Here is a 12,926-nt window from a genome sequence, read left to right on the forward strand (position 1 = left end):
TAATTCCCTATTCCCTATTCCCTATTCCCTGTTCCCTTCTTAAAAGTAATATGAAAATAGCCTTTGCTGATTATCCCTACATACCAGCAGAACCCCCGAAATCGGGAGCTGTTCGTCTCGTTTCCTATGCCTTGGCTCGCCGTTTAGTTCAGCTAGGGCACGAAGTGCTTTTTTATGGTGCTAAAGCAGCCTATCATCAAACCGATGAATCTGTCGAAGAAGGCATCCGATATCGGAGAATCACAGCCGCCTGGATTGATTCGGTGTTAGAGCCTCTCAACTACCTCGATCAGTGGAATTTATCGAATCCTCAACGTCCATTCTACGCTTCAAAATGGTTTTACTGCGGTGCTTATCGAAAAATGGCTCGTGATATGCAGCGACAGCAGTGTGACGTGATTCACCTGCATATTGCCTTTCAATTTGTGCCGCTGATGCGTGCTTTTAATCCTAAGGCAAAAATCATTTTCCATGCTCACAGCGACTTACTGCCGCAGTTCGATCTAGCATTTGTTAACCAGTGCCTCAGTTCAGCAGATTTAGTTCTCGGATGCAGCGATTATATTACTAATCAAGTCCGACACTATCTCCCTCACATTCCCTGTCAAACCCTTTACAATGGTGTGGATTTGCATCGGTTTACAGTTCAATCCCGATTAGATCATACTCAAACCCCTAAGCAAATTCTCTTTGTGGGCAGAATCTCCCCAGAAAAAGGGGTTCATGTGTTAATCGATGCCTTTAACCAAGTGGTGTCTCGTTATCCCAACGTCCAGCTTAAATTAGTCGGACCAGAAAATGCCATGCTACTCTGGTATATTCTTGACCGCAATGACCCAAAAGTGCGATCGCTCATGCCCTATTTTCGCGGTCACTATCGGGAGTTATTACAACAGCGAATCTCAAAAAGTGCCGCTAACAAGGTCTTTTTTCTAGGGAAAGTTCCCCACGAAGAGATGATCACATACTATCAAGAAGCTGATCTATTTGTCTTTCCTTCGGTTTGGCAAGAGCCATTTGGAATGCCCATTGTAGAAGCAATGGCGATGGAATTACCAGTAATTGCGACTCAGGGTGGTGCTTTTCCGGAATTGGTAGAAGCAGGAAAAACGGGAGAATTGGTAGAGCGAGGTGATGCAGATAGCTTGGCTGAAGCCATAGTAAATTTACTGGAAAACAACGACTTGAGGCGATCATTCGGTCAAGCTGGACGACAATGGGTTGTGGACACATTTTCTTGGGACAAGTTGACCGATGATCTTCTCCATTACTATCAACAATTATAACCTAAAATTGGAAGTAGATAAAGGGTTGATGCAGGGATGCAACCAAGGGTAAAATAGCTGATACACAGAGTCCATAACACGTTGCGAAACTCCAATTGGGCATGACACGCCACCAGTTAACAAACCAGTTTTTGTATGCGGCCCAGTGGAGTAAAACTAAAGGGATAAACAGCCATGCTGCCTGAAGTGCTAAATTTTCTGTACCAGAAGAATTGAAGAAAACAAAAGATTTGACAATGGTTAAACCACTCGAAAAATCTTCACTGCGAAAAAAGATTCCAGAGGCACAAAACCAGTAAAAGGTTAAAGGTACACCTAGAGCATTCCGAATAGGGAGTAATTTCTTGTAGGGAGACAGCCAAGTTGACCATTCCCGATGCACCGCTAAAGCGATGCCATTTAATCCTCCCCAAATCACAAAGTGCCAAGCGGCACCATGCCATAGTCCCGTTACTAGCATAGTAAAGATCAGATTACTATAGGAGAAAAGCTTGGTTCTCTGTTTTTTTTCTCGCCTTCTCATCAAAGGTACATAAAGGTAGTCTCGGAACCAACTAGACATGGTAATATGCCAGCGTTTCCATAGTTCTGTGATGTTGCTAGCAAAGTAGGGAAAGTTGAAGTTTAAAGGTAATCTATAACCGAGTAAACCAGCACAGGCGATCGCCATATCTGAGTATCCGGAAAAGTCACAATAAACTTGGATAATAAAAGAGACTACACCAATCCAGGCACTCGCTACTGTATAAATCTCTGGATTCGCAAAATACTGGTCTACTAGAGGGGCAAGATTATCAGAGATACAGGCTTTTTTGAAATAACCCACTAGAAACAGCATCAAACAGCCTCTAACATCTACGTGACTAAAAATTTTTGGGGTCAATAACTGGGGTAAAAAGATGGCAGCACGAACAATTGGTCCGGCAACGAGTTGGGGGAAAAAGCTGACAAACAAGGCAAAATCCCAGAAGTTTTTCGTGGGTTTGAGTTTACCTCGGTAAATATCTAGAGAGTAGCTGAGGGTTTGAAAGGTATAGAAGCTAATGCCTACAGGTAGAATAACTTGTAGAATGGGAAAGCTGATGGGTAATCCCAGGAAATGGAGAAAATTAGCAGTAGAATCAGTGAAAAAGTTGTAATATTTGAAAACGCCTAAGATACTAAGATTACCCACTAAACTCAAGATTAGCCATCCTTGACGTTTTCGGGTGCTTTGGGGTTTGGAGAGGATAGTATCCCAATCGAAGGGTTTAATTTCCTGACTTCCTTGAATTTTATCATCTGGATTAGCCTCATCAAGTTGAGGTCTAGACAGCATCAAACCCACGATATAATCAAGGACAGTAGAAGCCAACATTAACGATAAAAATCGCCAATCCCAAGCACCATAAAAAATATAACTACAAGCCAGTAACCAAAATTTACGATGGTGATGTTTCCGTAATATCCAATAGACACAGAAAACAGTAATAAAGAAAAATAGAAAGCGAAACTCTGTAAAAATCATCTCTAATTTTTAGTATGAATGATATAGTAATACTAAATAAATTGTGAGAATTTTTGTTTCCTGTGACCTACTCTATACTGCCTACTCCCTGTTCCCTGTTCCCTGTTCCCTTCCCAAATATTGAGCGAATTCCTCTGCTAAAGAAGCTGTCAACTCTGTTGCCCCTTGGTAATTTAGATGCAAAAAATCAAATCTGCGGTCAAGTTGGTATAAATTGGGGAAAGCTTCAGGATCGTTAAAGGCAAACAGGGGTGAAATATCTCCCTGTTTATATAAGTTATTTGCTGTCGATCCTCTTTCTTGTACAATTGGAGAAATAAAAAGAATTGGCTTGATTCCATAATCGTTGATGTACTGACACATCTCTTTGAGAACCTTTAAGCTATAGGGTTTTATTGGTGAAATATTGCCTTGCTTTAACTGCTCTACATCTTGATAGTAATCATCTTTTAGATTATCTAGGAAAAATTGATGCCAAGACTTATGTCTCTGTAAGGTTTGCAAATCATGAGCGTAATAGCCAGACTCTTGTGCTAATCTTGAATAGTCTGGAATTTCATCTAAAAATAATTTCATTCCTAATACCTTGACTTGCCAAAAATTAGCAAATCTTCCCATCCAAAACGTTCTAAGTAGGCAACTTTTTAAGGTAGCATATGCGGCAAAAAACTTATCTCTTAGGTTTTGTTTTAATTCCATAATTAAGCGAAAATCTAATAAAGTTTGTCGAGGTGTATGCCAATATATTCCCCTGGCGGAATTGGCATTTTTATTAATATATTGCTCTAAAGTACGCTCTGGGTATTCCACAAACAACCACTCTAACTTAGCGGGTTTTAAGGCAATTATCTTTCTTAAGTAAAAATCAGTCTCTGCTGCTATTGCGCCATTGATTCCAAAGTTAAAGGATTTAATTTCTCGGTTTTCTTCCGCCATTAACTGATCGAATACATTAGGGACTATACCGCGATAGGTCGTACTAGGACCTAGAAAAATAGCATTGTATTCATCTTTGTGTTTAGCAAAGTAGTCTAGCTTAAGACTAATTAAACCCAGATTATCCGGGATGTTGGGATAAGGAGCAATTAGATTGGCAATTACAAAAACTGCAGTTAATGTAATGGCGAAGATACTACTGTAAGCAGTTGTTGGTAATAACTTAGAATAGCTCCAGTTTTTCCAGATATCAAATTTAGTGATTAAATTCATGAAAATATCCTATATCAGCTATCAGCTGAATGCTTAGACTCCTAAGAAACACAAGGGAACAGCGGATCTGGGAACAGGGAACAGGCAAGAGGGAGCTTCGGAGTGTTTCTTTCATTCGTTGGGGGAGCGAAAAACGCGCCCCTTGGACGCTCACATCTTGCACTATGGATCATAAATACTTAATAAGGTCAGGCGTGAACAATCAATTCCAATGCTGAAATAGTCAAATCTTATCACTGTTCCCTAATTCCCAGATCCGCTGTTCCCTCCCCTTGCCACCAGACTTGTTACTTATTCTCCCAAGCCCTACATCGCACTGTAGCCGCCATCTACCATCAAAATTGCCCCAGTTACATAGGAAGCTGCTTCAGAAGCCAAGAAAATCACTGGCCCTACTAACTCCTCCGGTTTACCCCGTCGTTTCATCGGGATAACGGTGTTCAAGTGTTGCTGGTCTTCCTCTGGGGGGCGACGAAAGCTTTCAGTACCCTCCATGATATTGTCAATATAGCCCGGGCCAAACCCATTGACTCGGATATTGTACTCAGCCCACTCCAATGCTAGGGACTGCACTAGCAAATTTACCCCCCCTTTTGAGGCTGTATAAGCTGCTGATCCGGCAATTCCCACCACACCGGCGATGGAAGAGTTCATAATAATTGAACCACCAGTGCCTTGTTGGATCATTTGTTGAGCGGCGAGTTGAGCACATTGAAAATAGCCTTTAAGATTGGTGTTTATAATATCATCCCACTCCAGCTCCTCTAATGCAGCCGCTGGTTTGATGATATCAATGCCTGCATTACAGAGCATAATATCTAATCGCTGATAATGGGCAACGGTTTTCTTAATTAGGCGATCGCATTCTTGGCGCTTCCTCACATCCGTGGGAATGGCGATCACCTCCCCGCCAGCCTCCTGAATAGCTTTTACAGTGTTTTCGGAGTCTTTTGCCTTCATATCAGCGACAACGATTTTCGTTCCCAATGCTGCTAATTCTTGAGCCAACACACGACCAATACCTCGTGCAGAGCCTGTGATAATGGCGACTTTACCTGTTAAGTCAAAAAGGGATGATTTCACAATTGCTTTTCTTTCTTGAGCTATAGCACTAAACCTTCTCTAAATCATAGTAGATCTGAGTCTACTATGGGCAGGATACCCACCCCAATTTTAGAGGATATCTGAAAAGTTTTTTTATACTGAATTTTGCCCCCCTAGCCCCCCAACTTTGGGGGGAACAAGAGTCAATTGGCTTCTAAAAGTCCCTTCCGGTGCGCTTTCCAATGGGCGAGTAAATCGCCCTTGGGTCGCACCGCAAAATTGGGGGATTTAGGGGGCTTGGATGTAGCAAATGAGACTTCTCAGACAACCTCTTAGTCATTCCTTGATTCACAAATTATTAGCATTATCCAATGTTAGTTCATGGACATTCCAAAACGGACTTTGTAGAGCAGAGTGTTTCACTCCTTGAATTTGATCTCGCACTGCTACCATTGATAATGAGTTGACGAGATAAATAAATGGTAAATACTCCTGGCTAAGTTTTTGAGTGGTTGCATAAATCTGCTTACGCTTGGTTTCATCCCAAGTTGTGCTTCCTTCTAGATAGAGATCGGTAATTTTTTGCTCCCAACCAGGGACTAAACGTCCTGTTACTGGTGTTTGTTGGCCTTGTGGCTGGCGATTAAAAAAATGCCAATTACTCTCTGTAGACCAAAAGTTAATAGTATCATGGGGTTCTATTGCCATCGGAAAGCCGTTAAATATTTGGCACTCCCAATCCATCGTATTCATTAATTTGTCTACAACTAATGTTACCGCAATCGGATGTAAATTCACTTTAATTCCAATTTTATTTAAATCCTGCTGAATCAAGGGAGCCATATTCTGTAAAGTTCGATGAGCTACATTATAGGTAAGGGTAAATTCCACTCTATTGCTGGCTGAATCCAATAACTGACCTTGAGAATTATATTGAAACCCTGCCTGAATCAACAAGGCTTTTGCCTGATCAATATTATAGTCATAGACTGGCAAGCCTGCTTCCGGAGAAAGATAGTAAGGACTTTGCTCGGCAATGGGAGAATTTTGGAGTGCCCCTAACCCTTTAAATAGCGTGTTAAGTAGACGCTGGCGATTAATGCTATAAGCAATAGCCTGGCGGAATTCAACAGTATTAAACCAACGGGATTTAATCGGGTCTACTAGAGGTTTACCATGACGCTTTCCCGTATTTAAGTTAAACGTTATCACTGTTGTTGTTGTTTGCTTTCCTCCATTGTAAATCGTAAAATTACCTTTATTTTCCTCTTTTTTTAACAAATAAAAAGAATCGATATTGACTTTAATAAAATCTAGCACTCCAGCCCGAAATTGAATTAATGCTGTGTCATCATTAGAAACCGTTTGCTGAATAATTCGCTGAATATAAGGCTGAGGGTTACCCTGATCATCTTTACGCCAGTAGTGGGGATTTTTTCTAAAGGTTATTCGTTCGCCGGGAATATAGGATTCTAATTGATAAGGACCGTTACTAATAATTTGTTCTGGGGGTGTATCTGTACTCCAGGCAGAGAGAAATAAAAGCCTACCCCCAGGGTCTTTTTTGTGAATCAATGATTGCAAGACGTGGGCAGGTAATATTTCCATGCGAGTGATCCGCAAAAAGGGAGAAAAGGGTTCAGGTAGGGTAAACTCAACACGCCAATCATCCAGCTTCTTAACGGTGGGAAATTCCCGATTTTTACCAATTTTTAAAAAATCCCTAGCATAGGCATTAATTTCAGGATTTTTGTAAATATCATCATAGGTAAATACAACATCATTTGCTGTGAGGGGTTTGCCATCTGACCACTTTAGTCCTTTTCGGAGGGTAAACATAATTTTCCGTCGATCCCTAGAAAATTCCCAGGATTCAGCCAGTGCTGGTTCAATATCACCCCGCTCATTTTCTCGTACCAATCCTTCGTACAAGTAAGTTAAAATTCCCGCTCCTTCTTCCATGAGTTGAGGATTAAAGGTATTAGGTTCTACAGAACTACTAACAATGATTTGAGACCCTAGTGCTGGTTTGTGAAGCAAACGTGGTTGAAGACAACTAACCAGGGCAATTGCCAGGATAAAACAGATGAATATCCTATATCGATGATACCTATGTTGAGTTAGGGCAGTTAATCTTTTCATAACTATAACAATAGGAAACCCAAGGAGTATCTCACTTTTTGAGGTGGTTTAAACAGATCCTAATCTCAAGTCCATGATTACATTCGCCATCTCAGCAATCGTGGGATACTCAAATAGTGTGGCAATTGGAATCTCTACTGAATAGATGTCTTGAATTTTTGCCACCACTTGTAGGAGTTGGGTTGAATATCCTCCCAACTCAAAGAAGTTGTCGTTTGTACTAATTGTTTCGAGTCCTAATACCCCTTGCCATATCTTGAGTAAGGTAACTTCTGTAGGATTTGTCGGCTCTCCCCAAGGTTTAGATTCCAGGGATTCTTCAGTAGCAACTTTAGACTGGGGTATGGGTTCAGTTGTTTGTTCTATAAATGAGCGCAGTTGTACCAAAGTCCGATCCGGATCAGTCACGACAGATTCTAACAACACCTGGAATTGCTTAACCATTTTGGTAATGGTTGTAGCGGCAAACAAATCTGTTCGATAGAATAAACTGCCTTCAATTCCTGCGGAAGTTTCTGTCAGATATAGATTCAAATCAAATTCTGCAATATCTCGCCCATCACTTTTTTCCAGCTCTAAAGGTTGAACTGTTAGATTCGTTAAACTTAACTCTTGTTCTGGTAAATTGAGCAAGACAAACATGACTTGAGTCAGTAGGGTATAGTGACGATCTCGAACAGGTTGGAGTCCTTCCACCAGCTTAATAAAGGGCATCTCCTGATGGGCGTAGACGTCGATAACTCCCGAACGCACTTGACGCAGCAACGTTCGGAAACTGGGGTTTCCCTTAAAATGCGTTCGCAAGGGTAACAAGTGAACGAAAAAACCAATCGCTTCCCTAATTTCGGATTGCGTCCGGTTGGCAATGGGACTACTAACAATAATATCTTCCTGACCTGTATAGAAAAATAATAGGCTTTTGAAAGCTGCCAATACAGCCATGTACAAGGTAACGCCTTCGGTTTGACAGAGTCTCTTGAGCTTAGTGACCAAAGCTGATGAAAACTTCACCGTTTCCCCACTTCCGGTGAATGTGCGACGAGGCGGACGAGGATAGTCTGTGGGTAGTTGGATCACTGGTGGTGTCACACCGAGGTGCTGTTTCCAAAAAGTCAGTTGATCTGCCAACCCTTGCCCTTGTAGCCATTGTCGCTGCCAAGCTGCAAAATCAGCATACTGTAAGGGTAACTCTGATAAGGTCGAAGACTGACCTTCACAGAAAACAGTATAGAGAGTAGACAACTCTTGCAGCAAGATGCCAAATGACCAGCCATCAGCGACAATATGATGGGTCGCAATTAAAAATACATACTCTGTTTCATCCAGTTGCCAGAGTTGACTCCGCAGAAACGGCCCTTGGGTAAAATCAAAGGGGTGTTGAATGGCGGCATTAGCTTGTTGTTTGGCTTCAGGTTCCCGCTCCTGTGGCGGTAATTCTCGCAAATCGACAACTGAGAAACTATAGACTGGCTCTGGTGCGATCGCATAGATTACTTCCCCATTCACACAGGCAAAGCTACTCCGCAAGGTTTCATGCCGCCGGACAATTTCTCGTAGACTTTGCTCCAAGGCTGTGACATTGAGTCTTCCGGTGAGATGATAGACTAAGTGCAGATGGTAAAGTTGATTACCTGGATATAACTGCTCAAAAAACCAAAACTCTTGCTGTGTATAAGAAATTGGCTCCCTGCCTGATTGTACAGGTCTAGGTTGCAGCGGGGGTTTATCTAGATGGAGTGACTGATGACTTGCTGTTTCTAGGTGTTGGGCAATTTCCGCAATGGTTGGCGCTCCAAAGAAATCCTGTATTGATAATTCCCCTTGGAGTGCTTTCCGACTAAGAGCGATCGCCTCCATTGCCCGCAAGGAATGTCCTCCCAAGTCAAAGAAGTTGTCGTGAATCCCAACCCGTTCTAAACCGAGTACATCCTGCCAGATCCCTGCTAAAATCTCTTCTGTGGGGGTGCGCGGTGCCACAAAGGCTTGTCCCAGTGAAGGTCGCATTGTGGTGGGTTCCCTCAAGGCACGACGGTTAACCTTACCATTCGGTGTCAGCTCAAAAGACTCCATCTCCACAAAGACTGATGGCATCATATAATCAGGTAACTGGGCTTGCAGAAACCGCCGTAACGCTTCGACCGTTACCGTTTGTTTTTGTTGAGGAATAAAGTAAGCAACCAAATACTTTTCTCTGGCACTTTCTCCAAAAACCTGAGCCACAGCTTGACTGACTTGAGGATGTTTACTTAAAACCGCTTCGACTTCTCCGAGTTCAACCCGAAAACCTCGAACTTTAACTAGAGAATCAATTCGTCCTAAAAACTCAATGTTACCATCAGGTAAATAACGGGCTAAATCTCCTGTTTTATAAAGGCGAGAGTTGGCGTCCACACTGAAAGGATTAGCAATAAACTTCTCGGCTGTGATTTCGGGACGGTTGAAATAACCTCTCGCCAAACCGCCGCCACTAACGTAAAGTTCTCCGGGAATACCAATGGGAACGGGTTGCAGTTTGCTATCTAATATGTAAACGTTGACGTTAACAGCTGCTTTGCCTATGGGGGGATAGACTGGCCAGCTTTCTGGGCGATCGCTAAACCGATAGGCTGTCACCAAATCCGCTTCCGAAGGGCCATAAAAGTTGTAGAGGGTACAATGGGGCAAACCCTTGAACATTTCGACCATCGGTTGAGTAATTTGCAACTGTTCCCCGCAAGCAATTGCTTCTCGAAGATTAGCAAATAGATGGGTTTGTGTGCCGTATATTTCGGCAATTTGTTGCCATAATACAACCGGAAGAATAACCTTTGCGATGGGATGATTTGCTAAAAGCTGAATGAGTTTATCAATATCTTTGCGTTCGGCTTCTGAGGAAAGATACAGCGTCCCACCAAACGCCCAAGCTGCAACAATTTCGTGATAACTTACATCAAAACTGAGGGAAGCGAACTGCAAAACCCCAACACCTGTTGCCATTTCCCCTTGATGGTGTTCAATTAAGTTGATCAAGGAGCGATGAGGAACCGCAACACCTTTCGGGGTTCCCGTTGAGCCAGAGGTGTAGATAATATAGGCTAAATCTTCGGGTTTGACTCTACTATCAGGATTAAGATCAGATTGTGATCCAATTTTGTCCCATTCCTGATCTAAGGTGAGGAGATGACAGGGGTAATTTGCCTGAAAATTAACCGTTGACTGGGTTAACACCACAGGGGGTTGACTATCGGCTAGCATCAAAGCCAAACGTTCTGGGGGATAGTTAGGATCGAGGGGAACGCAAGTCCCCCCAGCTTTCAGGACAGCCAGGATGGCAATTGCCACTTCTAGAGAACGTTCGCAGCAAATGCCAACAGGGACATCCGGTTTCACCCCCAAATCTTGCAGATAATGGGCTAACTGATTGGCTTTTTGGTTTAATTGTTGATAAGTGAAGTATTGATCTGCATAAACGACAGCAGTGGCATGGGGATTGTGTTCTGCCTGTTGCTGGAATAGCTGATGAATGCAGCCTGTAATTGGTTGTGAACTCTCGGTTTGATTCCACTGCACTAAGAGCAATTGTTGCTCAGATTCAGTCAGAATCGGTAATTCTGTCGGGTTGACTGCTGGATCGGTCACCATTCCCACCAGCAACGTTTCTAGATGTCCCAACATTCGGTCAATGGTGTCTGCATCAAAGCGATCGCCATTGTATTTAATTCTTAAACTCAGCTGTTCCCCTGGAATTGCTACAATTGTGAGGGGATAGTTTGTCAGTCCGATATCTTGAAGATCGGTGATGTACAAATTATCCGGTAGTTTTCGCTCCGTAGTAGGATAGTTTTCAAACACAACAATACTGTCAAACAGTTGTTGTCCCGCAGGAATATCACTCCAACTTTGAATATCCACCAAGGGGGTATAGGAATACTGTTCCCGTTCGATATGCTGTTGTTGTAGCTCCTCAAGCCAAGACTGGGTATCGATTGTGTCGGAAATTGTTATCCGTGCAGGCAGAGTATTAATGAATAACCCCACCATCGATTCTACACCAGCTAATTCAGGAGGACGACCCGATACGGTCACCCCAAAAACCACATCTGACTCCCGACTATAGCGACTTAGTAGCAAAGCCCAAGCTGCTTGCACTAAAGTGGAAAGGGTGAGATGATTTTGTTGGGCAAAAGACTTTAAACGCGCGGTTGCTTCTGTTGAGAGATCGCGACGCCCCATTAAACAGGTTTGGGTCTGTAACCGTTGATCTTTGCTGTAATTATCAACGACTAAAGGCGTTGATGCGGTTACCCCTTCCAGGATTTTTCGCCAAAATGTCTCAGCTTCAGACAGGTCTTGTTGCTGTAACCAAGTAATATAATCCCGATAGGGGCGAGATGGAGTTAAGGATAAGGGGGAATTGTTCTTAATCGAATTATAAAATGCCCAGACATCTTTCAGTAAAGTTGGCCAACTCCAACCATCTAAAATAATGTGATGAAAACTCCATACAAATTCGTACTTTTCTTCGGCTACCTGCATCAGAGCACATCGCATTAAGGGTGCTTTACCAAGTTCAGCCCCTTGTTGTCGATCACTGTCTATAAAAGCATCCATCCTGGCTTTTTGGGCTTCAGGAGATAGGGTTTGCCAGTCATGATAACTCCAGGTTAGCTTGACTGTTTTACGTACAACTTGAACAGGCTGCTTACGGTTTTTCCAAACAAATAATGTTCGCAAAACTGGGTGTCGTTCTACAAGTCTCACCCAAGCCTGTTCAAAGACCTTCGGATTCATATTTCCGTGAATCGTAAACTTAAATTGGTCGAAATATAACCGATATTCAGGGTGATACAGTGTCTGAAATAATATCCCTTTTTGCGTTGATGAAAGGGGATACATTGCTTCAATATCTTTGGTTTTATTTGGTGTGACAACCATTTTATTATATTAAATAGTTTTATATTAAAAAGCAGTGACAGATAATCCCCCATCAACTGCTATTGAAATTCCGGTGATATAGCTAGCACATTCTGAAGCTAGAAATGCCACTAAACTACCAACTTCCATCGCCTCACCTCTACGACCCAAGGGAATTTTATTATCCATTCCTGCTTTAATTTCATCGGCAGTTTTATTACCAAGTTTAGAAAATAGTTCTAAATAGTCTTGATGTCTTGGTGTATCAATGATGCCAGGGTTTACACAATTCACGAGAATATTATATCCCGCTACTTGGTTAGCCACTGCTTTGGTAAAGTTGACTAATCCTGCATTAGCAACTCCTGATTTAATCAGCGTACCAGAAGGCTCTTTTCCCGATGTTCCGACAATATTAATAATTCGCCCCCATTTCTGAGTTTTCATGGTCGGTAACACCAAATTTGTCATTCTAATATAGCCCAGTAACTTCCCTTCAAAAACAGTACTCCAATCTTGATCAGACAGTTCTTCTACCTCATTTTTAGCAAAATTAGCACCGGCTGAATTGTTCACCAATATATCAATTTTACCAAATTTACTTAGTGCTGAATACACTAACTTTTTAGAATCATTAGGTTGTTGAACATCTGCACAAATGCTAAGCATTTCTATTCCCGCAGTTTGGAAAAATTGTTCAGCTTGTTTTAGGCGATCGCGATTTCGACCACAAATAATTAACTTGCATCCTTCCCCAGCGAGTCTATCAGCGACAGCATAACCAATCCCTGCACTCGCCCCTGTTACTAAAGCCACTTTTCCAGTTAATCCTAAATCCATTAATT

Annotated in this window: 7 protein-coding genes; 1 reads left to right on the forward strand and 6 read right to left on the reverse strand. The window is 42.3% G+C overall.

Annotation, left to right across the window (positions count from 1 at the left end; translation table 11 throughout):
* The first annotated feature begins 50 nt into the window (after positions 1-50).
* Positions 51-1,286: a glycosyltransferase family 4 protein gene (locus tag BJP34_RS16170; protein WP_070393226.1), complete on the forward strand. Its 1,236-nt coding sequence runs from the start codon at positions 51-53 to the stop codon at positions 1,284-1,286.
* 1 nt (position 1,287) lies between these two features.
* On the opposite strand, the gene BJP34_RS16175 is transcribed toward BJP34_RS16170, so the two are convergent.
* The 6 genes from BJP34_RS16175 to BJP34_RS16200 all read right to left on the reverse strand — a co-directional run bounded on the left by BJP34_RS16175 (position 1,288) and on the right by BJP34_RS16200 (position 12,921).
* On the reverse strand, positions 1,288-2,793 hold the full coding sequence (locus BJP34_RS16175) for an MBOAT family O-acyltransferase (protein WP_070393227.1): 1,506 nt from the start codon (positions 2,791-2,793) through the stop codon (positions 1,288-1,290).
* 81 nt (positions 2,794-2,874) lie between these two features.
* Positions 2,875-4,002, reverse strand: a complete 1,128-nt coding sequence (locus tag BJP34_RS16180; RefSeq protein WP_070393228.1) for a hypothetical protein — start codon at positions 4,000-4,002, stop codon at positions 2,875-2,877.
* Positions 4,003-4,308: 306 nt separating this feature from the next.
* Positions 4,309-5,085 (reverse strand): SDR family NAD(P)-dependent oxidoreductase, encoded by a 777-nt coding sequence (locus BJP34_RS16185; RefSeq protein WP_070393229.1) that lies wholly within the window; start codon positions 5,083-5,085, stop codon positions 4,309-4,311.
* 309 nt (positions 5,086-5,394) lie between these two features.
* Positions 5,395-7,188 (reverse strand): ABC transporter substrate-binding protein, encoded by a 1,794-nt coding sequence (locus tag BJP34_RS16190; protein WP_149031011.1) that lies wholly within the window; start codon positions 7,186-7,188, stop codon positions 5,395-5,397.
* 48 nt (positions 7,189-7,236) lie between these two features.
* Positions 7,237-12,102, reverse strand: coding sequence for a non-ribosomal peptide synthetase (locus BJP34_RS16195; RefSeq protein ID WP_070393231.1), 4,866 nt, complete (start codon positions 12,100-12,102; stop codon positions 7,237-7,239).
* A 24-nt stretch (positions 12,103-12,126) separates the two neighbouring features.
* Positions 12,127-12,921 (reverse strand): SDR family oxidoreductase, encoded by a 795-nt coding sequence (locus tag BJP34_RS16200; protein WP_070393232.1) that lies wholly within the window; start codon positions 12,919-12,921, stop codon positions 12,127-12,129.
* Positions 12,922-12,926: the final 5 nt, after the last annotated feature.

This window comes from Moorena producens PAL-8-15-08-1, from assembly GCF_001767235.1.
In the GTDB taxonomy this organism is placed as follows: domain Bacteria; phylum Cyanobacteriota; class Cyanobacteriia; order Cyanobacteriales; family Coleofasciculaceae; genus Moorena; species Moorena producens_A.

What these genes read in the sequence shown, in the direction of transcription:
- BJP34_RS16190 (WP_149031011.1), bottom strand. Translation starts at nt 7,188, where the DNA reads ATGAAAAGATTAACTGCCCTAACTCAACATAGGTATCATCGATATAGG.
- BJP34_RS16200 (WP_070393232.1), bottom strand. Translation starts at nt 12,921, where the DNA reads ATGGATTTAGGATTAACTGGAAAAGTGGCTTTAGTAACAGGGGCGAGT.
- BJP34_RS16175 (WP_070393227.1), bottom strand. Translation starts at nt 2,793, where the DNA reads ATGATTTTTACAGAGTTTCGCTTTCTATTTTTCTTTATTACTGTTTTC.
- BJP34_RS16170 (WP_070393226.1), top strand. Translation starts at nt 51, where the DNA reads ATGAAAATAGCCTTTGCTGATTATCCCTACATACCAGCAGAACCCCCG.
- BJP34_RS16180 (WP_070393228.1), bottom strand. Translation starts at nt 4,002, where the DNA reads ATGAATTTAATCACTAAATTTGATATCTGGAAAAACTGGAGCTATTCT.
- BJP34_RS16195 (WP_070393231.1), bottom strand. Translation starts at nt 12,102, where the DNA reads ATGGTTGTCACACCAAATAAAACCAAAGATATTGAAGCAATGTATCCC.